Source organism: Enterococcus sp. C74 (assembly GCF_040887125.1).
In the GTDB taxonomy this organism is placed as follows: Bacteria; Bacillota; Bacilli; order Lactobacillales; family Enterococcaceae; genus Enterococcus_B; species Enterococcus_B hirae.
This window is the reverse complement of sequence record NZ_JBFOFA010000006.1, coordinates 158,489-182,570: the sequence shown is the minus strand read 5'-3', so window position 1 is coordinate 182,570 and position 24,082 is coordinate 158,489. Positions and strand designations below refer to the sequence as shown.

Here is a 24,082-nt window from a genome sequence, read left to right as displayed (position 1 = left end):
ATTGAGATTGCCGTAGCAACTTTTATATCATATCAGAGCGACGTTTGTTTGTCAACTCTTTTTTTAAAAGTTTTTTTGACTTCGTTTTTTAGAAGTGTTTCAGCAACTCATTTATCATAACTCGTCGTTTGTTATTTGTCAACAACTTTTTTGAAGTTTTTTTCGATAGAATCAAACTTCGTAAGCTGTCGTTTTTTTACGACTCAGTTATCTTATCATGGTGCGATCCCTCTGTCAACAGTTTATTTCAACTATTTTCACTAGCGATCTTTGCTCTTTCGAACAAATAATAATATACCAACAGCAAAAATAAAAGTCAATAAGAAAAAAGCTGTTTTATCAACATTTTTAGCGTAATCGATCGTTCTAATCCTATAAGTGAAAAACGTTCGCTTTTAACCAGTTTTTCATTAATGATAGCCTTCTCAGCACTGTGATTGTTCAGTTTTCTATTTATGAGCCACTTCACTTAGCTCTTACCTTCTAAAATTTTCCTTAACAAAGTGTTGCTTTTATCTATTTAGACATTTTTTTGCTAGAATGAATAGTAAATAGTATCATTCTAACTCTGGAGGAACAATCTATGAAAATATTAATTGCTGATGATGATAAAGAAATTGTTGAATTACTAAGTATTTATGTTCACAATGAAGGATATGAAGCTGTTAAGGCTTATGATGGGAAAGAAGCATTATCAAAGATTCGAACGATACCTGATATTGAGTTATTGATTTTGGATATTATGATGCCTGAAATGGATGGCATGCAGGTCGTTAAAGAATTACGAAAGGAATCGCAAATACCGATTATCATGTTGACAGCAAAAACAACCGATATGGATAAAATTAAAGGGCTTGTTGCTGGTGCTGATGATTATGTTACAAAACCATTTAATCCTTTAGAAGTTATGGCACGAGTAAAATCTTTGCTTCGTCGAACAAAAATGCAAATCACACCGGATCAACCGGATATATTAGAAGTAAACTCTTTGATTATTAACAAAGATTCCCATGAAGTAAAAACAATTGATGGGAAAGAGATTCAGCTTACAGCATTAGAATTTGGGATTCTATACTTATTAGCAAGTCATCCTAATCGTGTGTTCAGTGCAGATGAAATTTTTGAGCGTGTATGGAAACAAGAAAGTATTGTTTCCGCAAAAACTGTTATGGTCCATGTTAGTCATTTGAGAGATAAGATCGAAGAAGCAACTGGTGGAGAAAAAGTCATTCAAACCGTTTGGGGAGTGGGCTATAAAATTGATGCAAGATAAAAAAAGAGGAACAGAAAAACGGCGACGAATCAATCTAACTTCTAAGGAAATCAGTGAATTATTAGCAGAAGGTATTATCACCGTGATTCTCCTTCTACTATTAAATGTTGCGATTTTGGTTGTCCTTACTTCAATAATTAGTAGTTCCCCTTCATTGACTAATGCGATTTGGGATTCAAAAAATATTTTTGCTCAACGATTGAATAGTGATTTATTTTGGAACGGCCGAAATTTTCTGATTCCCCTTTTCTTTCTTTTAGATATCGGCGTATTATACTGGCGGTTGATCCGTCGCTACCGACAAATGCAACTACGTCATATTATTAGCGAGCTTCACTATATCGCTAATGGTAATTATGACCATCGGATCCCTTTTGAATTAACAGGTGATCTTAGTCGTGTAGTAACAAGCATTAATGGTTTAGTCGATAGTACAGTAGCTGCGATCGAAGATGAACGGAAAATTGAAAAATCAAAAGATGAATTGATTACTAATGTGAGTCACGATATCCGTACCCCTTTAACCTCTATTATTGGTTACTTAGGATTAATCGAAGATGGCCAGTATCAAACAAAAGAGGATCTTTTGAAGTATACCCATACAGCTTATATCAAAGCAAAACAAATGAAATTACTAGTGGATGATCTTTTTGAGTATACTAAAGTCAGACAACCAGCTGTTCCGGTCAATTTTTCGGCTTTTGATCTGATCCAGCTAATTGAACAACTAGCTGCTGATTTTGAATTAGAAGCATCAAAAAAACATATCCAAATCCTTGTATCATCACAGGTTCCATCATTAACTATGGATGGAGACACCGAAAAACTAGTTCGTGTCTTTAATAATTTACTGACGAATGCTTTAAAATACGGCAAAGGCGCTACAAAAATTGTCATTGAAGTCGAAAAAGTTGGCTCAGAAGTCGTTGCGACAGTAAAAAACAATGGAGCTATGATTCCTCGAGAATCAATCGATAATCTTTTTGACCGTTTTTACCGAGTAGAAGAGTCTCGTTCACAAGAAACCGGTGGGACAGGTTTAGGTTTAGCCATTGCTCAAAGTATCGTTGCTTTACATGGTGGTTATATTTATGCTAAATCTGATAAACACTGGACTTCATTCATCATGCATCTCCCAATAAAAAGAAATGAAAAATTACCAATCAAAAATCAGGAACATATTGACGAAAATTAAAATATCCGATATTCTTATTACAATCATTTCTATATATCATATCTATATAGCACAGAACCCAGTACATTTTATTTTTTTCAAGAGAGCTGATGGATGGTGTAAATCAGCAAAAAATAAGTTGGAAGTTCCAGTTCTTTGATGTGTACCTTTCGAAATAAGAAAGGTCGGCAAAACAGCCGTTATCTGTTAACAAGAGCAGCATATTTATATGTTGAACTCGGGTGGTACCGCGAATGTTAGACCGATTCGTCCCAAGATAATTGAGGATGGATTGGTCTTTTTTTATTATATTTAAGGAGGAATTGCAATGTTAGATGTAAAAATGATGCGTCAAAATTTTGATTATGTTCAAGAAAAATTAATGACTCGTGGGGTCAAAAAAGAAACCTTAGCTGAATTTATGGAATTAGATGAAAGTCGTCGAAAATTACTTGTTAAAACGGAAGAATTAAAAAAATATCGTAATGATGTTTCAGCAGAAATTGCACAATTAAAACGGAACAAAGAAGATGCAACAGCTAAAATCAATGAAATGAAAGAAGTTGGGGGCAACATTAAAGCCCTTGATGAAGAAGTAGCGCAAGTAGATGAAAAGTTACATCAAATTGCGACTACCTTACCAAATTTACCAGATGATTCTGTACCTGTTGGAAAAGACGAAGAGGACAACGTGGAAGTTCGTCGTTGGAACACGCCTCGTAATTTTTCATTTGAACCGAAACCACATTGGGAAATCGCTGAAAACTTAGGTATCTTAGACTTTGAAAGAGGGGCAAAAGTTTCTGGAAGTCGTTTTGTTTACTATAAAGGATTAGGTGCTCGCTTAGAACGTGCCGTTTATAACTTTATGCTAGATCAACACATCTATGAACATGACTATACAGAAATGATTACTCCTTATATCGTAAATAGTCGGGCTATGTTCGGAACTGGGCAATTTCCTAAGTTTAAAGAAGATGTTTTCCAATTAGAAGATACAGATTTGACATTGATCCCAACAGCGGAAGTTCCATTAACAAACTATTACAACGATGAGATCTTAGATGGGCAAGATTTACCGATTTATTTCACTGCTCTTAGTCCCGCATTTCGTTCGGAAGCAGGGAGTGCCGGCCGTGATACTCGAGGATTGATTCGTTTACACCAATTTAATAAAGTAGAAATGGTCAAATTCTCTGATGCAGAACATTCTTATGATGAGCTAGAAAAAATGACAGCCGATGCTGAAGATATTCTACAAAAATTACATTTACCTTACCGTGTAGTAGCATTATCTACTGGAGATATGGGCTTCTCTGCTGCCAAAACATATGACTTAGAAGTATGGATCCCTGCACAAGAAACATATCGTGAAATCAGCTCATGTTCAAACTGTGAAGATTTCCAAGCACGACGCGCAATGATCCGTTACCGTGATGCAGACGGAAAAATCCACTATGCTCATACACTGAATGGTTCAGGACTTGCAGTCGGCCGAACTGTCGCAGCGATCCTTGAAAACTACCAAAATGAAGATGGATCAGTGACTGTTCCAGAAGTATTAGTTCCTTACATGGGAAATTTAAAAGTGATAAAGTAGACCGCCTTGTCTTATTTATATAAAGAGGTCATGAAATAAGCGGTCAGCTCCTCGCTTATTGTTGAGGAGTTGCTTCTTGAACGCCGTTTATTCGTTTTTAGAGATACTAGAAGAGCCTGAGACAAGTTTTGTCTCAGGCTCACTAATCTTAGTATGTTTATTTTCTTTTTAAAAAGGACTATTTCCCCACTCTATTCTCGTTCAGAAGTTCTGTAATTTACCGGCTTTTTTATAATTTTCTTATAATTATAGAAGTATTATGCCCACCAAAGCCAAAACCATTTGAAAGAATAATATTTGCTTGATGATGAATTTTATTATTGGGAATATAATTCAAATCACAATCTTCATCGGGTTCTGTCAGGTTAATAGTTGGTGGTAAAATATTATACTCCATCGCTTTCAAGCTAATCACTGCTTCAATGCCTCCTGCTGCACCTAATAGATGTCCTGTTGAGGACTTTGTAGAGCTAATCAATAATTGTTCAGCATGCTTTCCAAAAACCTTTTTGATTGCTCGACTTTCACTAATATCTCCAACTTTAGTACCTGTTGCATGCGCATTTATATAATCAATTTCATTCGCACTAATTTTTCCCATTTCAAGTGCTTTTTGGATGGCACGACTGGCTCCTTCTGAATGAGGTGTAGTCATATGATAAGCATCTGAAGTCATCCCGTATCCGATAATTTCACCTAAAATTTTCGCTCCGCGTGATCTTGCATGTTCGAATTCTTCTAAAAAAACGATCCCAGCTCCTTCTGACATGACAAAGCCATCCCTATTTTTGTCAAAAGGTTTCAAAGCTAAATTCGGTTGCTCATTCCTCGTAGATAAAGCTTGCATTTGGTTGTACCCAGCAAAAGCAATAGGTACAATCGAAGCTTCTGCTCCACCTGCAAGTATTGCTTCACTTAGCCCATATTTAATTCTAAGAAATGCTTCTCCTATCGCTTGATTTCCCGAAGCACAAGCTGAAATAGGACACAAAGTCACATCTTTAAATCCAGTCTTAATTGATACGAAACCTCCCGCTATATTGCCTATTGACTTAGGAACTACTAAAGGAGAAACACGATTACTTCCTTTCTTTTCCATAATGTTTTGATTTTCAATTAAAGAGTGAATACCACCTATTCCTGTACCAATCATAACGCCACATTTTTCCAAATCAAAATCCTTATGATCAAAACTCGCTTCAGATAGCGCTTGCATAGAACTGATTACTGAAAAATGAGTGAAACGATCTGTTCTCTTGATCTCTTTTTGATTAAGATACTGGTCAATCGCATAATCAGAAATAATTCCACCAATCCTTGTTTCTAAATTACTAAATTCCTCTGCTTCTATCTTTTTTATCCCAGAAATACCATTACTCACATTTGTCCATAACTCTTCTGCATTTTTTCCAGAAGAAGAGATAGTTCCCCTTCCAGTTATAACTACTCTTTTTATCATCTTATAAACTCCTTACTATCATAAAATAACAAAATATAAATATAACTCAGATATATTCTAACATATTAAAAAATCTTAACTATATAGTAATTTAACTAAAAAAAACAAAAATTTGTTATTAAAACATATTTTTTTTAATAAATTTATCGTAAAAAATGCTTATTAGCTCCTTTACCGCTCAACTTCACAGTGGTTTAAATTTATACAACAGCGGCTTAGTGGTCACTCTTATTTGGATATTGAGCAAAAACAACATAGTCAGACGAAAAAAAGTCATCAATCTTAAAATTTAGAAAAACAAATTTTAAGATTGACGACTTTTTTACTTTAAAAACAATGCTCTAAGTATTCTACTTATTTCGAATATTCACTTGACTCCTAAAGCGGAATATGTTGAGTCTTTTTCCCTTAATTGATTAAGATTCTACTGAATAGTTAGGTGCTTCTTTTGTAATTTGGACATCATGTGGATGAGATTCTTTCAATCCATTGCCACTCATTTGGATGAATTGTGCATCGTCACGCAATTGTTTCAAGTTGCCTGCACCAACATAACCCATACCAGATTTTAATCCACCGATCATTTGGAAGATAATATCCGCAACGCTTCCTTTGTAGGCCACACGTCCTTCGATTCCTTCTGGTACTAATTTATTCGCTTCATTGACGCTACCTTGGAAATAACGATCTTTTGAACCTTTTTCCATTGCGCCCAATGAACCCATACCACGATAAGTTTTAAAACGTCGTCCTTGGAAAATCTCAAATTCACCTGGAGATTCATCTGTACCGGCCAACATACTACCTAACATGACGGCATGTCCTCCAGCAGCTAATGCTTTGACGATATCACCGGAATATTTGATTCCGCCATCAGCAATAATTGCTTTGCCATATTGTCGTGCGACAGAAGCAGCATCATAAATCGCTGTTAATTGTGGTACACCTACACCGGCAACCACACGTGTTGTACAAATTGATCCTGGTCCGATACCGACTTTTACGACATCCACACCCGCATCATATAATGCTTTTGTTGCTTCCGCTGTCGCTACGTTACCGGCAATCAAAGTAGCATCTTTAAAGGTAGAACGAATTTCTTGGATTTTACGAATCACTCCAGCACTATGACCATGTGCTGTATCAATAACGATTGCATCTGCTCCTGCTTCCAACAAGGCACCTGCACGCTCAAATGTATCACTTGTAACACCGACAGCAGCAGCTACAAGTAGACGTCCATGTTCATCTTTGGCAGCGTTGGGAAATTCAATCACTTTTTCAATATCTTTGATTGTGATCAATCCACTTAAACAACCATCGTTGTCAACGATAGGTAATTTTTCAATTTTATGTTTTTGCAATATTTTTTCTGCGTCTTTTAGAGAAGTACCGACTGGGGCTGTTACTAAGTTTTCTTTGGTCATCACATCATTGATTTCCATATGATAATCAGTTACAAAGCGCATGTCACGGTTCGTAATAATACCAACAAGTTTTCTGTTTTCTAAAGTCTCAACGATCGGTACACCGCTAATTCGATATTTGCTCATCAATTCTTCTGCATCTGCTACAAGATGTTGCGGTGTTAAGAAAAATGGATCAATGATCACACCACTTTCAGAACGTTTGACTTTGCGCACTTCGTCTGCTTGTTGACTAATTGTCATATTTTTATGAATAACACCTAATCCACCTTGTCTAGCCATCGCAATAGCCATCTTACTATCAGTTACAGTGTCCATACTTGCACTGATGATCGGGATATTCAACTTAATATTTTTTGCTAATTGTACACTCATATCCACTTCGTTTGGTAACACGTGACTTTCTGCTGGTATCAGTAAGACATCATCGAAAGTAAACCCTTTTTTCGTGAACTTTGTTTCCCAGTTGGACATTTTTAGTACCACTCCTCTAGTTTTTAGTTTATCTATTAAAATAATCGATTTTTTCTATTAAGTCAACCGTCTTCCCATAATCCACACTGTTTCTAAGAATATCCTTATTATAAGCGCTTCCATTACAAGTTATATATGGTTGATAACGAGAAACTCTTTTAAGAGAAGCTACTGATTAAATTTACCAAGTTTCTCAAATTTTTGTTCTATCTGTTTTAACCATTTCTCCATAAAAAATGAGAGACCACTATTCAAAACAAACAACTGTTTCAAATAATGATCTCTCATCATTGATATACATCGAATCGTACTTTAACGAATTATCTTCTAGGTACAGATAAACTTCCAACGATTCCATATTTTTTCTTCATGTAATAACGCAAAGCTAGTGCAGCAGCCCCAATAATGATGATAACTACTGGATCTAACAACGGATTCAGTACTGGAGGAAGAAGTGTGGTAGCGGAAAAGGCAACCACCCAGACCAATGTAGTTCCAGTTAAGATCAACAATGTTTTACCCATACCTGGCTTTTTACTACGATCTGCTCCCGGATACTCATATTGATAAATGTATTTATACATCAGGTAAAATACCCAACCACCAACAGCTGATCCAAAGACCAAAGTTGTGATTCCATAAGCTGGCGTTGTTCCACGTGAAAACAATCCGGTAATAGCAATCATGATACTCAACAAACCTAATAACAGGAATGTATTGTCTAGCCACATCAATAGTGGTTTAGAATTTACCTTTGCTTCAACTGGTTTGTTGATAATTGCTTCAGTTCTTTCAGAGACAGTTCCAAATAATTGTCTGGCTGTTTTTCCACCTTTTTGTTCAGACACTAAGGTTGGAAGGATGTCATGAAGTGCTTTTACCTTTTCCTCTTCGGATAGATTAGCTGCTTCTAAAGATTTTTTTAAGTCAAAAATATATTGTTGGTTTCTTTTAGTTAATTTTTCTTCTAATTGATTGTTTTCTTTTACAATTTCACGTAATTGTTCTGATTCCATGATCTAAATAGTCCTCCTTAGCCGCTACTTTAACGGTTGTCACAAAAGACATTCTAACATACTATACGTATCGTTTGATAGCCCTTTTATACATTAAAACGGAATAACATAACGTCGCCATCTTGGACTACATAGTCTTTACCTTCTAGACGAACACGGCCAGCTTCTTTGGCAGCATGCATATTTCCATAATGATCTAGATCTTCAAAAGAAACAGTTTCCGCACGGATAAATCCACGCTCAAAGTCTGAATGGATAATCCCAGCTGCTTGAGGTGCTTTGATGCCTTTTTTAAATGTCCAAGCCCGAACTTCTTGTTCTCCTGCTGTAAAGTACGTAGCTAATCCTAGCAAATCATAGGCTGCACGAATTAATTGATCTAATCCAGACTCTTCAATTCCTAAAGCTTCTAAGAATTCTGCTTTATCTTCTTCGTCTAGTTCAGCAATTTCTTCCTCTGCACGTGCGCTGACTACGATAACTTCTGCATTTTCTTCGGCAGCAAAATTACGTACAGCTTGAACGTAGTGATTCGTATCGCTATCTGCTACTTCATCTTCTGCAACGTTTGCTACATATAAGATTGGTTTGGTAGTCAATAAAAACAATGATTTAACGATTTTTTGTTCTTCGTCCGTAAATTCGATAGAGCGAGCTGAACGGCCTTCTTCTAAGACTGGCTTGATTTTATCTAAAACAGCTAATTCAGCAACTGCATCTTTGTCTTTCGTTTTTGCGATTTTTGCTACTCGAGTATAGCGTTTAGTGATCGATTCCAGATCTGCCAATACTAATTCTAGATTGATCGTATCAATATCCGCTAATGGGTCAACTCGTCCTTCAACATGTGTGATGTTGTCATCATCGAAACAACGGACCACATGACAAATCGCATCAACTTGGCGGATATGACTTAGAAATTGATTTCCCAAGCCTTCCCCTTTACTTGCACCTTTAACGATTCCTGCAATATCCGTAAATTCAAATGTTGTTGGCACGGTTTTTTTAGGATGAACAAGTTCAGTTAAGCGTTGTAAACGCCAATCGGGAACTTCTACCATTCCTACATTCGGATCAATGGTTGCAAAAGGATAGTTCGCTGCTTCTGCTCCAGCTTTGGTGATTGCGTTAAATAAAGTTGATTTACCGACATTGGGTAATCCAACAATTCCAGCAGTTAATGCCATAGATTTATTCACTCTTTCTCTGCATTTTTTTCAAGTACTTTTTTTAATTTTTTCTCAAATTCTCGACGAGTCATCATAACGATGTGCCCGCAATTGACGCATTTGATTTTGATGTCCGCTCCCATGCGGATGATTTCCCAACGGTTGGTCTGACAAGCATGAGGTTTTTTCATTTCAACAATATCATGTAAGTCGTACATAAAAGTCCCCTCCTTTAGTCATTTCTCTTAAGAACGGTTCCCACGTCTTTTTGATATTCATATAGTGATCGTAAAAATTAAGGTTGATTGGTCTGAATTGAACGCTTCTTTTCTATTACTTATTCTTCATCGAATTGAATATTAAGGATATCAAGGATTCTTGTCAAATCATTTTGCGAAAGGTACTCAATTTCAATCTTTCCTTTACCGTCTTTTTCTTGGATAGCGACACTTGTACCAAACTTATCCATCAAGCGGTCTTCACTTTCACGTATATAATAAGGCTTTTCTTTTGCTAGTCGAGGGATTTTCTTTTTTTCTTTCCCATCGTTTTGATTTAATTGCGAAACAATTTGTTCCAACTGACGAACCGTTAGATTTTCCATAACTGCTCGATTCGCTAATTTTAGAATCAAACTTTTGTTTTTTAGACCTAATAAGGTACGAGCTTGTCCCATCGATAATCGTTGATCTTGGACCATTTCCTTCACTAAATCAGGTAACGTTAACAGACGGAGATAGTTTGCGATATATGGACGACTTTTACCTAAGCGTTTCGCTACTTCTGCTTGCGTAAGTTTAAGATTTTTCATCAGCATATCATAGGCTTCAGCTTCTTCTAATGGGTTCAAGTCTTCACGTTGCAAGTTTTCCAAAACAGCGACTTGCATCATTGCTTCTTCATCAAAGTCACGAACAATTGCAGGAATGGTCGCTTTTTCTGCTAACTTAGAAGCTCGGAAACGACGTTCACCAGCAATGATTTCATATCCTTTTACTGCCGAACGACGGACGATAATCGGTTGAAACACGCCTGATTGCTCAATGGAGTTTGCCAATTCTTGAAGCGAGACTTCTTCAAATGTTTTACGTGGTTGATAAGGGTTAGGGCGTAATTCGTTTAGTGGTAATTGTACAACTGTTTCATCTTCAACATCCACAGTTTCTAAATTCTCTAAATCTTGAAATAACGCATCGATCCCTCGTCCTAATCCTTTACTTTTCTTCACGGTTAACCACTTCCTTTGCCAATGCTTGGTAAACTTCAGCTCCTCTAGAACGTGGATCATAATCAATGATCGGCATTCCATGACTTGGTGCTTCTGAAAGACGAATATTTCTTGGAATAATCGTTTCATAGACCTTCTCACGGAAATACTTTCGGACTTCTTCCACGACTTCATTTCCTAAGTTCGTACGTGCATCATACATTGTAAGTAAGACGCCTTCAATCTCCAATTCTGGATTGAAATGCTTTTGAACTAAACGAACTGTATTGAGTAATTGACTCAATCCTTCTAATGCATAATATTCACATTGCACTGGGATCAGAATAGAATCGCTAGCTGTAAATGAATTAATAGTCAAATGACCTAATGAAGGTGGGCAATCAATCAGAATATAATCATATTGATCGTTCACTTCGGCTAAAGAACCTTTCAAGCGAGACTCTCTGGCCATCATTGAAGTTAATTCGATTTCTGCTCCTGCTAATTGAAGAGTGGCAGGCACAATACTCAAATTTTCATGTTCGGTAACAAGAGTTGCTTCGGCAATCGGTAGCTCATTGACTAAGACATCATAAATATCTTGAGTAACATCTGGTTTTCGAATACCGACACCACTTGTGGCATTGCCTTGTGCATCCATATCCACTAACAAGACTCTTTTACCAAGACTAGCTAAGCAAGCACCTAAGTTAACAGTGGTCGTCGTTTTACCTACGCCACCTTTTTGGTTTGCAACAGATATTATTTGTGCCATCTCTTCTCCTCCTACTTGATTGGTTGCTTATTTGGCATACCAGGTTTTCTTGGGTATTTTTTCGGGGTGACTTTCTTCTTTTGGATTACCAAAATATGTCGCTTGTCAGATATTTTCGGTAATTCTATCGCATCTTCTTTGATAAACTTTCCCCCTAAGATTGCGATCGCATGCTTGGCTTCTATTAGTTCTTCTTCGCTTTTTGCAGCTTTCAGCGCATAAAAGTATCCTTCTTGTTTCACTAGAGGCAAACACAGTTCTGCTAAAACATTCAATCTTGCCACAGCGCGAGCAGTCACTAAGTCAAATGAAGCTCGGAATTGAGGATTTTGACCAAATGTCTCGGCACGATCGTGATGAAGTGCCGCTGTGATACCAAGTTCTTTTGTTAATTCCGTTAAAAAATTGATTCGTTTATTCAGTGAATCAACGATCGTGATCTGTAAGTTAGGAAACGCAATTTTCAGTGGGATACTCGGAAAACCTGCGCCTGAACCTACGTCGCAAAGTGAAAGAGGCTGAGAAAAGTCCACCTCAAAAGCTAACGTTAATGAATCATAGAAATGCTTCAAATAAACGTCATTTTTTTCCGTGATGGCTGTTAAATTCATTTTTTCGTTCCACTCAACTAACCACTGATAGTAACGTTCAAATTGACTCATTTGTTGATCAGATAAATGGATGTCTTTATCTGCCAATGCTTGACGAAATTCTTCTGGTGTCATAATTAATCCTTTCATTGTGAAACAGCAATTGTTTCACGAAATCTCTTTTTACTTTAACGCAAAATGAATCGAGTTGCAATCTTTCTACCGGTAAATTTATAGGAGGTTTTAAAAAATTAAAAAGGAAGCACTAGGAAGTACACATCCTTCTATATGTAAGTAATTAAAAAAAAATAAATGCCTTAACTAGGTTATCTATAATTTTTAACGCTAGTTGATTTTTTATTCAAATTTAAACAAAAAATGAACACATATCAAATGTATGGGTTAAAAAAATCAGCTCGTCTTTGATCCTCACTTCAAAAACGAACTGGCTTTTTTTTTGTATATACTTTTATTTATTATTTTGTCTCTAATTTTCTCCGCACAACATTGAGATAGTGCTGTAACCCAACGGTCATGACCCATGCAGCACCTAAACCAATAAAACTTCCGATAACGATTCCCAAAAAGCGATATTCGATCAAGGATATCAAGTATGCCCCACGAATTAGTGTCGATAACATCAGTGCCATCGGATTAAGAAAAATGTTGGCAACCGCATAATTTCTAGCAACCAAAAATTGTGAGATACCGTAAAGAAAAGTGATCAGAAAAATCGTTTGTAACTGAGTAAATGGTACAAAGGATAAAACAGCCGACACACATAAGCCCCCCATGGAACCAATCAAATATTGTACTTGCCGATGTTTCATTGCATCCAAATTCTCAGCTAAAAGAATAGAAGCACAAGAAAGAGTTAACCAGTAAGGATTGTGCAACTGCAATCCGTGACTAATATAGACGGAAAGAAATAAAGCAACACTGTAGAAAACAGAATCAATAATCACTAACGGTTCTTCTTGGAATCTCTCTTTTAAAGAGATTTGTTCAATGGCTTGTTCTGGACGTGAATCAAGTAACTTGGTGATAACTGCAGCGATCAATGAAAACATGACCCCCATGAAAAAATAAAGAGAAACCATTGGCAAATGATCAATCGGTAACTGCATACTTGTTCCCATCGCCGAAAGCATCGCAAAAAATAAGCCACCTGGTTTTGAAATATGGAACAACCGCAAAATAAACCGGCTGGCAAAAGCCACTACAGCTACAGCAAAAGGTTCCAACCATAAAACATAGGTTGATAACATTCCTAATACAAAGGCAAATAAAAGTCCACAACCAATGAAAAACATGCGCTTAATTAAATGTTTCATGGGTATATTTTGATAATAGAAAAAAGTAAAGATCCCTAATGAAGAAAAACTTGAAATCAAGAAATTCTGGTTTATGTATCCTAACCATAGTACGATAAAAATCAATAGCATAAGGTTCATGATACGAAATGGGTTATCTTGAATCTTATTAAAACGAAAATAAGTTTTGAACAACCAATCGCTCCTTTCTTCTATCTTTATTTAGATGTTGAGGCTCCAATGTTTCGCTCTCGTTTCTATCAACATCATTTAGTATAACAACAATTTCTTTATTTTTCATAAAAAATTAAGTGGGGGTTGAGACAAAAGTGTTTAACATCGAGAAATAAGAAAGAATTTCCAGAAATTGACAGAAAACACAAACACTAGTTTTTGCTATTGATTGTTACCTACTTGATACTTCTCAAATTTTTGGCTCAATCTATAAATAGGAGGGACTCGAGACTTACGAGGTAATTTCCCATCAATTCTAGCTCAACCTATCCAATTGAATTGTGTCCTGAAAAAAGGAGATTTACGCCATCAAAAAATGGACAAAAAGCAAAATACTTCCTGTCCATTGATGGTGCTAAGATTTCTCTTTACTGGTATCGTTGCTAAAAAGACGAAAAAACTATCTTCTAGAGATTCCAACAGGAGTATCTAGCTCTAAGAAATAAGCCGGAGAATCAAAAAATAGTTCCTCCTATTTTTTGAAATCTTCGGCTAATTTTCCAATGTAGCTACTTCTGGAAAACCGTAAATCAGAGGTTTTCCACTTTCGCAATCTTCCCTTGTTCGATGTAGACCATCAAAATACTTAGATCAGCGGGGTTTACACCACTGATACGGCTAGCTTGAGCAATGGTTTCTGGTTGGATTTTTTGTAGTTTTTGTTTTGCTTCTGTAGCCAATCCATTAATTGCTGCGTAGTCGATATTTTCTGGTATTTTTTTGGCTTCCATTCGTTTTAATTTTTCTACTTTTTCAAGTGCTTTTTTAATGTATCCTTCGTACTTGATCTGAATTTCAACTTGTTCAATTTCTTTCGCTGTCAATGCTTCATTTTCCGGAATAAACAACATTAAATCGCTGTAGCTAATTTCAGGTCGCTTCAAAAAGTCACTCGCTAAAACCCCGTCTTTTAATGGCGCAGCATTGATAGTTGCCAAAAATGCTTGGACTTCTTCTGTCGGTTTGATCCGGACAGTCATCAAACGTTTAATTTCTGCTTCAACAGCAGCTTTCTTTTTCAGATAAGCTTGGTATTGGTCTTCTTTGACTAAACCTACTTGGTGTCCCATCTCCGTCAAACGTAGATCTGCATTGTCATGACGCAATAATAAACGATATTCAGCACGTGAAGTGAGCAAGCGATAAGGTTCATTGGTTCCTTTAGTCACTAGGTCATCAATCATAACACCAATATAACCGTCACTGCGTTTGATGATCAAAGGCTCTTTTCCTTGGACTTTGAGCGCTGCATTGATTCCAGCAATCAGCCCTTGGCCCGCTGCTTCTTCATAACCACTAGTCCCATTCGTTTGACCTGCAGTATAAAGGTTTTCGATGACTTTCGTTTCGAGCGTTGGACGTAATTGATGGGGTTCGACAACGTCATATTCGATCGCATATCCCGTACGCATCATTTCAACTTTTTCCAGTCCTGCGATAGAGTGTAGCATATCCACTTGGACATCTTCTGGTAATGAAGTCGATAATCCTTGAACGTATACTTCTTCCGTATGCAAGCCTTCTGGTTCTAAAAACAATTGATGTCTTGGTTTATCTGCAAAACGTACGATCTTATCTTCAATCGATGGACAATAGCGAGCGCCCACACCTTCAACGATTCCAGTAAACATCGGTGCACGATGCAAGTTATCACGTATGATTTTATGAGTCGTTTCACCGGTATAAGTCAACCAGCAAGATTCTTGTTCTAAGTTGTATGCACTATCTGGTGTGCTAAAACTAAAATGATTTGGTTCTTTATCGCCAGGTTGCTCTTCGGTCACTGAATAATCAATCGTACTTGATTTAACCCGAGGAGGTGTCCCTGTTTTGAAACGATCAATCGCAAAACCCAATTCTTTTAGATTATTAGCTAATCCAACAGAAGGTTGTGAATTATTGGGTCCAGATGAATACTTCAATTCTCCGATGATGATTTCACCTCTTAAAGCTGTGCCAGCAGTAATGACGACAGCTTTTGCTTGGTAGCAAGCGCCAGTTGATGTCACCACGCCTCGACAAACACCCTCTTCGACGATTAATTCTTCGACGATTCCTTGGCGCAACGTCAAATTAGGTTCTTTTTCTATCGTATGCTTCATTTCTGCGGAATAAGCATGCTTGTCTGCTTGCGCTCTTAAAGCACGCACAGCAGGCCCTTTTCCTGTGTTTAACATTCTCATTTGAATGTACGTTTTATCGATATTTTTACCCATTTCGCCACCAAGGGCATCGATTTCCCTCACTACGACACCTTTTGCTGGTCCTCCAACTGAAGGGTTACATGGCATGAACGCCACCATGTCTAGGTTGATAGTTAGTAATAACGTTTTGGAGCCCATTCTGGCTGCAGCCAACGCTGCTTCTGAACCAGCATGTCCTGCCCCTACAACGATGACGTCATAAGTATCTGCTTGATAATGATTCAAGTACATTTCCTCCTTTTATTTTCCTAAACAGAATTGACTGAATAATTGAGTGATTAATTCATCTTGTACACTGTCTCCAACGACTTCCCCTAAGTAGTCCCAACAGCGTGTCATATCGATTTGAACAAGATCGACAGGCATACCTGCTTCAATCCCAGCAACTACTTCTGCTAATGAAATTGATGCTTTTTCAAGTAGAGCAATATGTCTGGTATTTGATACATACGTAGCATCTCTTTCACCGGTTTGCCCACCAAAGAATAAGTCAGCGATAGCTGTTTCTAATTGATCTAAACCATCATTTTTAGCCACAGAAACGGCAAACACCGGTTCATCTTCTAACCATTGATTAAGTTCTTCTTTTTCTAACTTTTGCGGCAAATCTGTTTTATTTAAAAGTACAATCCGTTTCAAACCCTTAGTAGCTTCTAAAAGCTGCTCGTCTTCTCTGGTCAGTGGCTCACTTTGATTCAAAACCAATAAAATCAAATCCGATTCAGATAATGCTTTTCGACTTCTTTCTACCCCAATCTGTTCAACGAGATCTTCTGTTTCGCGGATTCCAGCTGTATCAATTAATTTCAATGGTACACCACGAACGTTCACGTATTCTTCGATGACATCTCGTGTCGTTCCCGCAATATCTGTTACAATTGCTTTTTCTTCTCGCAATAAGTGATTCAACAAGCTTGATTTTCCGACATTTGGACGACCGATGATAGCTGTACTTAATCCTTCACGCAAGACTTTTCCTTGTTTCGATGTAGCAAGTAAAGCTTGGATCCTTTGTTGGATCATCGTCGCTTTTTCAAGCAATAATCGTGTAGTCAATTCTTCCACATCATCGTATTCAGGATAATCGATATTGACTTCTACTTGTGCTAATGTTTCTAAGATCTCTTGTCTTAATGAACGAATCAACGAAGAAAGATTGCCATCTAATTGATTTAAAGCTAAGCCCATTGCTTTGTCCGTTTTCGCCCGAATTAAATCCATCACGGCTTCTGCTTGAGAAAGATCTACACGACCATTTAAGAAAGCTCTTTTTGTAAATTCTCCAGGTTCAGCTAGTCTTGCTCCTTCTCGTAATAGCAGTTGTAAAATTTGATTTACGACTACGATCCCACCATGACAATTGATTTCAACGACATCTTCACGAGTAAATGTTTTAGGTGCTAACATAACAGAAACCATCACTTCATCAATGATCTGTTCATTCTTCGGATCAGTAATATGCCCATAATGAATCGTATGACTAGGTACTTCCAATAAGCTTTTCTTGCCACAACGATAGACTTTATCTGCTAAAGCTACCGCTTGGTCTCCACTAAGTCGAACAATACTGATCGCTCCTTCTCCTGGTGGGGTAGAAATTGCAGCAATCGTATCAAATTCTAAAGTAATTTCAGCCATTTTTTCACTCCCTTTTTAATTTTACGCACAAAAAAAGTGCCCACTTCACCCTTTACAATAAATGGTGAACTTCGCACTTTGACTGCTTGTCCATGATTAAATTCTGAACATAGGTTATCATATTTAGTTACAAGACACAAGTATTGAAAATAGAGAACTCTGACAACTTCTGCTTTTTTACAATATCGTAAAAATTTTTTTCATTTATACATTCATTCTGATTTGAGGATATTGTACATTCTTTTTATTTCATCCTTTGTATCGTCGCGATCCTTTTCACGACTATTCAACATAAAAAATAGCCATTCAAAACAAATCGCTATCTCATCTCAGTTCTACAAAAAAACACACGAAGGCTAACCTCCATGTGCTTTTTCTATCAAAGTAAGACTACTTAAGCATCGTATACTCCGATAAGAATGATTTCTAATAAAATATACTTTGTTTAAAAAAGTTTGTCAATGTGATTCCTAAAAAGAACCACGCATATCAACCATTAAATTTTGTTTTTCTCAATATAACTGATCTTCTATGTATGATTGAATGAATTTTCAACTATAGGATAAAAAGACATTTATTTTATCCCTATTCAGGAGGGTTTACCTCTATCTTTCCATTCCAGAGCTTAATCTTTCCATTCCAGAGCTTAATCTTTCCAATCCAGAGTTTGGTCTTTCTGTTTTTTTCTTTTTTGAAACTTTTTTATTTATAGTATTAATTCTTTTCTTAGCTTCAGGACTAGATTTTGATTCATTTTTATTTACAGCAGCAACTTTTCTCAGGTATTCTTCACCCGTTTTTCTATTATGTAACTCGTTTTTAACATCTTCCTGATTTATAAGAAACTGGTTTGTAAGCACGTCTCCAACTTTTTCTCCAGCTTCATTTACAACATCTATTAACAACTCTTTTTTTACTATTTTCATTCTTGGCGTCTCTTGCGCCAATTCTTTTTTATTTTTAAGAAAAAACGCGTAATTCTGATCAAGTAAATCACTATAACTCTGGTTCTTGACCTCATCTTTAGCAACTTTTAGCAGCATTTCATCCATACCCTCAATTTGTTTACATTGATCATACTCTTTGTCTTTAATAATTGCCTTAGTTTTATAACCTAGTGTATATTTGAATGCTAATCCTATATTTTTTACGATACATGCCCCTGTCATTTGTGACCTTGCAACATAATTTTCAAACTTACATTCTGATGCATGATGATGAAGCTCTTTTAACGGAAATTCTGTTGTCTTATGAAAAAACAACATATATTTATCTTGGAAAAAGCTTCCAAAGCTCACACCTTCTTTTCGGGACAAACTGAAAAAATCTCGCCATTTGGGAGCATATCTTCCTATACGAACAGCTTTTGAAATGGCTTCTATGTTTTCTTTTGATTCTTCAAACTCATATACATAGATTGATTTTAATTGTTTGGTATCCAGATCTACCCACAATTTTTCTACTGCTGCGAAACTCTCTACAAATTCTGCTTTATCCTCCTTACTAACGCCTTTCCAAAGGTCTAATTTCTCTTTATCGGAAAAATCATTCCAGTTTTCCCATTGATAAAACGACGCTATTTTATTTAAATGCTCAAGAGAAATTTTTCCATCAACATTTGGCGCCTCATTAGGTACAAGTTGACCTCCTTTATTACAAACGCGCACTTTAATTTTATTGTCTTCTTTTTGAATAAGCAGGCTGACACTATGAACATCGCCTGTTCTTAGGTTATACATGATTGGTATAACTAAAAAACTATCCGGATCATTATTTACCAAGTCTTTCATGCATGGCTTAAAATATTTGTTATCGTAACTACATCCTATACTACCGTTTAAAGAGTTTATTAAGTTCTTTCGTTCTCTACCATTTTCTGTAAACTGTTCAGGATTTTTTTCAACTACCTTTTTATACAAATACATATACTCTATAAGGTTATCATATTTTACTCCAGCCTCATTATCCAGCATATTGGAAGTCCAATTCCATTTTTGATTAAAGACATGCGACATTTCTGCAATATACTTTTGTTCATTTTTTACATATTTTTCACGAGCTTTTTCGATATCTTTTATCATTTTTTTTCTTTTTTTCTCTTCCATTTTTCCCTTCCTTTTCCCCTTCCTTTTCCCCCAGTCGTATTCACAGTAACATAGATTATTTTGGAGAAAGAAACTTTTTTTTAGAAAACAGAGAAAAAAAGATTTCTTGCAAAACACAACAAAAATAAAGTAGCGAAAAAGGAATCAGTTTACTTTTTCGCTACTTCATTGATTTAAACTTCTCTTATTTATCAAGCATTATTTCATTAACAAGCATTTGTTAATGAAGCAAACTCTTTTAGTGTTTATAATCGTTTTTTTACAGGTTCTACTACTAGATAACGATAAGGCTCGTCTCCTTCAGAATGAGTTTTCACATATTCATTCTTGCTTAATGCCGCATGGATTTGTTTTCTCTCAAATGCCGGCATTGGTTCTAAGAAGACTGGTTGACCGGATTTAATTGCTTTTTCGGCAGTACGATCTGCTAAGCGTTGAATGATTTCTTGTCTTTTTTCACGATAATTACCAACGTTTACTACTACAGATAGTTTATTTTTAGCAATACGGTGAATGAAAACTTGGGCTAAATACTGTAACGCATTTAATGTTTTGCCGTGTTTGCCAATTAAAATCCCTTGTTTTTGTGTATCTAATTGAAAAACGACGGTATTTGCTTCGCGGGTCATTTTTACTAAAGCTGGCGCATCTAATTGCTTGGTAATATCCGTGAGATAGACTGCTAATTCCGTTAAAGCTGCTTCATCGCCTAATTCACTGGTTTCTACTTCTTCTGGTTGGTCTTCTGTGAAGACTTCAATGGTTTCAGTTTCTTCTATCGTTTTTTCTAAAGGTTCTTCTAAAACTTCTTCTACCGTTTCTTCAATTGCTTCTGAAACAGTTTCACTAATTGAAGGTTCGATCTTAAGACGAGCATTCTTACGCCCGATCCCCAGAAATCCTTTCTTACCTTCATCTAGTATCTCAATTTCAACTTGCTCTTTATCCAATCCTAAATCGTTTAAACCAAGTTGGATTGCTTCATCAATTGTCGCAGCTTCATAAATCGGCATTAGCATTCCCTCCCTTATTTTTTACGTTTTTTCTTCGGACTCATGGCTTTTTTCAACGCACGTTCTTTTTCACGAATACGTTGAGCTTCTTCTTCTCGCTCTTTTCTAATCTTAAATGGATTATTGATTAGTAATGTTTGAACGACTTGGAAAGCATTAGATATTACCCAATATAATGAAAGACCACTTGCTAAGTTGACCCCCATAACTAAGATCATCACAGGCATCACAAAATTCATGATCTTCATTGATGCATTTGATTCAATTTGACTCATGCTACTTAGATACGTACTTGCAAAAGTAAATACCGCAGCAAGGATCGGTAAAATAAAGGTTGGATCTGCTGTTCCTAGATTTAACCATAAAAAGTTTCCTTGTTTTAATTCAGGCACACGTGAAATCGATTGCCATAACGCCATCAAAATCGGCATCTGTACTAACAACGGTAAACAACCAGCATATGGGTTCACATTATTTTCCGCATATAAACGTTGTTGCGCTTCACGTAACTTACTTTGTGTCTCAGGATCTTTTGAACTATATTCTTGTTGTAGTGCTTTTAATTTTGGTTGAAGTTCTTGGGTTTTTCGCATACTCTTGGTTTGAAAATGCATCAACGGCATCAAGATCACACGAATGATCAAAGTGAATAAAATAATCCCAATCCCTGCATTGCCAAATGACAATGCCTTGATCGCTTCTGCAAAATAATAAACGATGTAGCGATCCCAAATTCCTGTGCTTTGTGCACTTACTTCTCCAGTTCCACAACCGGATAAGACAACGACTAGACTGATAATGCCTGCCATCAAAAGTAAACGTTTGTATTTCTTCACTTACTCTTTTCCTCTCTATCGATTATTTTTGCAAGTTTTAAGACATGGACTAGATTGGAACGAATCTCATCGTAAGTTAGTCCCTTGACACTTGGTCTTGCAATCACGATAAAATCCAATTCCGGATCGATCTGTTCTTTTACAGAATAGACCGCCGCCCGAATCTTACGTTTTACCTCATTGCGACATACTGCATTGCCCACTTTTTTACCTACTGAAAGCCCGACACGAAAATGTGGCTGGTCTTTTTTTTCTAAGCGGTAAACGACAAATTTACGATTAGCAAATGACGTTCCTGTATGGAATACGTTTTGAAACTCTCGTTCTTTTTTGACTCGATACGCTTTTCTCATTCGTTTTCTTTCCTTTTCTATCTTTCACTTACGTCCATAATCATAACATATTTCTCTTTATTCTTTCAGCTTTTCCCTAAAAAAGGGCATAAAAAAAACCACTGAAACCCCAGTGGCTTAAGCTGAAAGAACTTTTCTTCCTTTACGGCGACGGCTTGCTAAAACACGACGGCCATTTTTAGTACTCATACGTTTACGGAATCCGTGAACTTTTTGACGTTTACGTTTATTTGGTTGGTATGTTCTTTTCATGTATTCCACCTCCAAAATTTCTTATCTACTGTTAAAACACAGACATACTTTGATAGTATAACGACAATCAAGGTAATTTGTCAATATAAAATGCAAGGAAACTTCTGGATTAATGCATTCTATTTTTCCACAGTTTAGTTTTTTTTCGTGTGATTCGTTTGTGGAAAAAGTTATACACAAGATTTATCCACAATTATTTTTTAGGGTTTTTTACACAGAATAAACACCTGTAAAAAAAGTAATCCACAAACAGTCATTTATCTGTGAATTGAATGCTTAACTCCTTGATAAACAAAGATTTTTTATCCACAACCTACCTGGGATTTCTGTCTTTAAAACACACTTATCCACCTGTTGATTAGTGATGTGGATAAGTATTTTTCCTCGTTGTGATTTTTTTGTTTTTTTCTCTCTTAATTTTGTGGATAATCTCAAATAAAAAATTTTTTCTGCTCTTTCTGTGGAAAACTATATGAAAAAATGATAAATTAGTACTAGTTATTCACTTTTTAATGAAGGAGGAAGCCTTATATGGTATCCCTCGATGCTTTATGGAACGAATTAAAAACAACTTATCAAAAGGATCTCTCACCTGCGAGCTATAATACTTGGATCGAAACCGCTCATCCACGTTCATTGGATCAGAGTCAATTAGTCGTCGAAGTACCAAGTAAAATTCATAAAGAATATTGGGAAAAGAATCTAACAACCAAAATTGTTGAAGTTGGTTACATGCTAACTGGAAAAGAGATCATTCCAAGGTTTGTAACTGGTGAAGAGGTGGAGCAAGAAGTCGTCGAAGAAATCAAAAGTCCTAAAATACCTGTTGCAAATCCAATAAAGAAGGCGATGTTGAACCCAAAATATACATTTGATACCTTCGTTATCGGTAAAGGAAACCAAATGGCTCATGCGGCAGCTTTAGTCGTTGCAGAAGACCCTGGTTCCATTTATAATCCTTTGTTCTTTTATGGTGGTGTCGGCCTTGGTAAAACCCATTTGATGCATGCTATCGGACATCAAATGTTGTTAAGCGAGCCTGATGCAAAGGTCAAATACGTTAGTAGTGAAACATTTGCCAATGACTTTATTAACTCGATCCAAAATAAAACTGCAGAGGAATTTCGCCAAGAATACCGAAACGTCGATCTTTTGTTGGTCGATGATATTCAATTCTTTGCTGAAAAAGAAGCAACACAGGAAGAATTTTTCCATACTTTCAATGCACTCTACAATGAAGGAAAACAAATTGTATTGACGAGTGATCGTTTACCAAATGAGATTCCAAAATTACAAGAACGTTTGGTTTCACGTTTTGCGTGGGGATTGTCAGTTGATATCACACCACCCGATTTAGAAACGAGAACTGCGATTTTACGTAAAAAAGCAGCAGCCGAACGTTTGGAAATACCCGATGATACCTTGAGTTACATTGCCGGACAAATTGATTCAAACATCCGTGAATTAGAAGGAGCACTCGTTCGCGTTCAAGCATTTGCTGCGATGAATAGTGAAGATATCTCAACTAGTTTAGCTGCAGATGCACTGAAAACACTAAAATCTGGTAAAGGTCATCCGCAATTATCTATCTTACAGATCCAAGAAGAAGTCGCGAAATATTATCATATTCAGTTAAAAGACCTAAAAGGAAAAAAACGTGTCAAATCAATCGTTGTACCGAGACAAATCGCTATGTACTTAGCAAGAGAGCTAACGGATAGTTCTTTACCAAAAATTGGTGCTGAATTTGGTGGGAAAGACCATACAACAGTGATTCATGCTCACGAAAAAATCCAGCAATTAATGGAATCAAGTGTCAGCATGCAAAATGAAGTATCCGAAATCAAAAATTTCTTATTAAATTAACTTTGAAACACGAAAAAACGCCTTGTGGATAAAATCAAAAAAAGCCTAAAAGTTATGCACAGATTTTCCACAGCTGTTTTTTCTTTTATTTCTTGCATTTTTTT

The 24,082-nt window shown here is 36.4% G+C and carries 20 protein-coding genes and 1 other annotated feature; of the genes, 4 read left to right on the top strand and 16 right to left on the bottom strand.

Translation table 11 applies throughout. From position 1 onward, the window contains the following. Window positions 1–583: 583 nt before the first annotated feature. From AB3H93_RS09780 to serS, 3 genes are all read left to right on the top strand, one after another. Window positions 584–1,273, top strand: a complete 690-nt coding sequence (locus tag AB3H93_RS09780) for a response regulator transcription factor (RefSeq protein ID WP_010736768.1) — start codon at window positions 584–586, stop codon at window positions 1,271–1,273. Next, window positions 1,260–2,468 (top strand): sensor histidine kinase, encoded by a 1,209-nt coding sequence (locus AB3H93_RS09775; protein ID WP_368020496.1) that lies wholly within the window; start codon window positions 1,260–1,262, stop codon window positions 2,466–2,468. The genes AB3H93_RS09780 and AB3H93_RS09775 overlap by 14 nt, the downstream gene beginning before the upstream one ends. Before the next feature lie 38 nt (window positions 2,469–2,506). Beyond that, window positions 2,507–2,725: a binding site (T-box leader), on the top strand. A gap of 50 nt (window positions 2,726–2,775) precedes the next feature. Continuing rightward, window positions 2,776–4,047 carry a serine--tRNA ligase gene (gene serS, locus AB3H93_RS09770; RefSeq protein WP_010736769.1) on the top strand — a complete coding sequence of 424 codons (1,272 nt, stop codon included), beginning with the start codon at window positions 2,776–2,778 and terminating at the stop codon, window positions 4,045–4,047. 229 nt (window positions 4,048–4,276) lie between these two features. Here serS and fabF read toward each other — a convergent pair whose 3' ends face one another. The 16 genes from fabF to rpmH form a co-directional block, all read right to left on the bottom strand. Next, window positions 4,277–5,506: a beta-ketoacyl-ACP synthase II gene (gene fabF / locus AB3H93_RS09765; protein WP_368020495.1), complete on the bottom strand. Its 1,230-nt coding sequence runs from the start codon at window positions 5,504–5,506 to the stop codon at window positions 4,277–4,279. A 416-nt stretch (window positions 5,507–5,922) separates the two neighbouring features. Further along, on the bottom strand, window positions 5,923–7,407 hold the full coding sequence (gene guaB, locus AB3H93_RS09760) for an IMP dehydrogenase (protein WP_368020494.1): 1,485 nt from the start codon (window positions 7,405–7,407) through the stop codon (window positions 5,923–5,925). 320 nt (window positions 7,408–7,727) lie between these two features. After that, window positions 7,728–8,423, bottom strand: coding sequence for a DUF1129 domain-containing protein (locus AB3H93_RS09755; protein ID WP_010720518.1), 696 nt, complete (start codon window positions 8,421–8,423; stop codon window positions 7,728–7,730). 86 nt (window positions 8,424–8,509) lie between these two features. Beyond that, the gene (ychF, locus tag AB3H93_RS09750; RefSeq protein ID WP_010720517.1) at window positions 8,510–9,610 is read right to left on the bottom strand and encodes a redox-regulated ATPase YchF; all 1,101 of its coding nucleotides are present in this window, start codon (window positions 9,608–9,610) and stop codon (window positions 8,510–8,512) included. An 8-nt stretch (window positions 9,611–9,618) separates the two neighbouring features. After that, on the bottom strand, window positions 9,619–9,810 hold the full coding sequence (locus AB3H93_RS09745) for a DUF951 domain-containing protein (RefSeq protein ID WP_010720516.1): 192 nt from the start codon (window positions 9,808–9,810) through the stop codon (window positions 9,619–9,621). 119 nt (window positions 9,811–9,929) lie between these two features. After that, the gene (locus AB3H93_RS09740) at window positions 9,930–10,820 is read right to left on the bottom strand and encodes a ParB/RepB/Spo0J family partition protein (protein WP_010720515.1); all 891 of its coding nucleotides are present in this window, start codon (window positions 10,818–10,820) and stop codon (window positions 9,930–9,932) included. Further along, window positions 10,807–11,574 carry a ParA family protein gene (locus AB3H93_RS09735; RefSeq protein WP_010736770.1) on the bottom strand — a complete coding sequence of 256 codons (768 nt, stop codon included), beginning with the start codon at window positions 11,572–11,574 and terminating at the stop codon, window positions 10,807–10,809. Before AB3H93_RS09735 ends, AB3H93_RS09740 begins: the two co-directional genes overlap by 14 nt. An 11-nt stretch (window positions 11,575–11,585) precedes the next feature. Beyond that, window positions 11,586–12,299 carry a 16S rRNA (guanine(527)-N(7))-methyltransferase RsmG gene (gene rsmG / locus AB3H93_RS09730; protein WP_010720513.1) on the bottom strand — a complete coding sequence of 238 codons (714 nt, stop codon included), beginning with the start codon at window positions 12,297–12,299 and terminating at the stop codon, window positions 11,586–11,588. A 341-nt stretch (window positions 12,300–12,640) separates the two neighbouring features. Next, a complete protein-coding gene (locus AB3H93_RS09725) occupies window positions 12,641–13,672 on the bottom strand; it encodes an FUSC family protein (protein ID WP_010736771.1) in 1,032 nt (343 codons plus the stop codon). A 569-nt stretch (window positions 13,673–14,241) separates the two neighbouring features. Beyond that, complete coding sequence (gene mnmG / locus AB3H93_RS09720; RefSeq protein WP_010720510.1) at window positions 14,242–16,140, bottom strand: tRNA uridine-5-carboxymethylaminomethyl(34) synthesis enzyme MnmG; 1,899 nt, start codon at window positions 16,138–16,140, stop codon at window positions 14,242–14,244. Between the two features lie 15 nt (window positions 16,141–16,155). Then, window positions 16,156–17,553: a tRNA uridine-5-carboxymethylaminomethyl(34) synthesis GTPase MnmE gene (mnmE, locus tag AB3H93_RS09715; protein ID WP_368020493.1), complete on the bottom strand. Its 1,398-nt coding sequence runs from the start codon at window positions 17,551–17,553 to the stop codon at window positions 16,156–16,158. Window positions 17,554–18,158: 605 nt separating this feature from the next. After that, window positions 18,159–19,658 carry a hypothetical protein gene (locus AB3H93_RS09710; protein WP_368020492.1) on the bottom strand — a complete coding sequence of 500 codons (1,500 nt, stop codon included), beginning with the start codon at window positions 19,656–19,658 and terminating at the stop codon, window positions 18,159–18,161. Window positions 19,659–19,903: 245 nt separating this feature from the next. Further along, window positions 19,904–20,671, bottom strand: a complete 768-nt coding sequence (jag, locus tag AB3H93_RS09705) for an RNA-binding cell elongation regulator Jag/EloR (protein ID WP_053766571.1) — start codon at window positions 20,669–20,671, stop codon at window positions 19,904–19,906. A 14-nt stretch (window positions 20,672–20,685) separates the two neighbouring features. Then, window positions 20,686–21,507: a YidC/Oxa1 family membrane protein insertase gene (locus AB3H93_RS09700; protein ID WP_010720506.1), complete on the bottom strand. Its 822-nt coding sequence runs from the start codon at window positions 21,505–21,507 to the stop codon at window positions 20,686–20,688. Further along, on the bottom strand, window positions 21,504–21,860 hold the full coding sequence (rnpA, locus tag AB3H93_RS09695; protein WP_010720505.1) for a ribonuclease P protein component: 357 nt from the start codon (window positions 21,858–21,860) through the stop codon (window positions 21,504–21,506). Before rnpA ends, AB3H93_RS09700 begins: the two co-directional genes overlap by 4 nt. A gap of 117 nt (window positions 21,861–21,977) precedes the next feature. Further along, on the bottom strand, window positions 21,978–22,112 hold the full coding sequence (gene rpmH, locus AB3H93_RS09690) for a 50S ribosomal protein L34 (RefSeq protein ID WP_002293121.1): 135 nt from the start codon (window positions 22,110–22,112) through the stop codon (window positions 21,978–21,980). A 531-nt stretch (window positions 22,113–22,643) separates the two neighbouring features. On the opposite strand from rpmH, the gene dnaA reads away from it, so the two are divergent. Then, window positions 22,644–23,978: a chromosomal replication initiator protein DnaA gene (gene dnaA, locus AB3H93_RS09685; RefSeq protein WP_010720504.1), complete on the top strand. Its 1,335-nt coding sequence runs from the start codon at window positions 22,644–22,646 to the stop codon at window positions 23,976–23,978. The last annotated feature ends 104 nt before the right edge of the window (window positions 23,979–24,082 follow it).

Bases quoted from the DNA above. Each gene is read 5' to 3' on its own strand.
- AB3H93_RS09780 (WP_010736768.1), top strand. From the start codon at position 584: ATGAAAATATTAATTGCTGATGATGATAAAGAAATTGTTGAATTACTA.
- serS (WP_010736769.1), top strand. From the start codon at position 2,776: ATGTTAGATGTAAAAATGATGCGTCAAAATTTTGATTATGTTCAAGAA.
- fabF (WP_368020495.1), bottom strand. From the start codon at position 5,506: ATGATAAAAAGAGTAGTTATAACTGGAAGGGGAACTATCTCTTCTTCT.
- guaB (WP_368020494.1), bottom strand. From the start codon at position 7,407: ATGTCCAACTGGGAAACAAAGTTCACGAAAAAAGGGTTTACTTTCGAT.
- AB3H93_RS09755 (WP_010720518.1), bottom strand. From the start codon at position 8,423: ATGGAATCAGAACAATTACGTGAAATTGTAAAAGAAAACAATCAATTA.
- ychF (WP_010720517.1), bottom strand. From the start codon at position 9,610: ATGGCATTAACTGCTGGAATTGTTGGATTACCCAATGTCGGTAAATCA.
- AB3H93_RS09745 (WP_010720516.1), bottom strand. From the start codon at position 9,810: ATGTACGACTTACATGATATTGTTGAAATGAAAAAACCTCATGCTTGT.
- AB3H93_RS09735 (WP_010736770.1), bottom strand. From the start codon at position 11,574: ATGGCACAAATAATATCTGTTGCAAACCAAAAAGGTGGCGTAGGTAAA.
- rsmG (WP_010720513.1), bottom strand. From the start codon at position 12,299: ATGACACCAGAAGAATTTCGTCAAGCATTGGCAGATAAAGACATCCAT.
- mnmE (WP_368020493.1), bottom strand. From the start codon at position 17,553: ATGGCTGAAATTACTTTAGAATTTGATACGATTGCTGCAATTTCTACC.
- AB3H93_RS09710 (WP_368020492.1), bottom strand. From the start codon at position 19,658: ATGGAAGAGAAAAAAAGAAAAAAAATGATAAAAGATATCGAAAAAGCT.
- jag (WP_053766571.1), bottom strand. From the start codon at position 20,671: ATGCCGATTTATGAAGCTGCGACAATTGATGAAGCAATCCAACTTGGT.
- rnpA (WP_010720505.1), bottom strand. From the start codon at position 21,860: ATGAGAAAAGCGTATCGAGTCAAAAAAGAACGAGAGTTTCAAAACGTA.
- rpmH (WP_002293121.1), bottom strand. From the start codon at position 22,112: ATGAAAAGAACATACCAACCAAATAAACGTAAACGTCAAAAAGTTCAC.
- dnaA (WP_010720504.1), top strand. From the start codon at position 22,644: ATGGTATCCCTCGATGCTTTATGGAACGAATTAAAAACAACTTATCAA.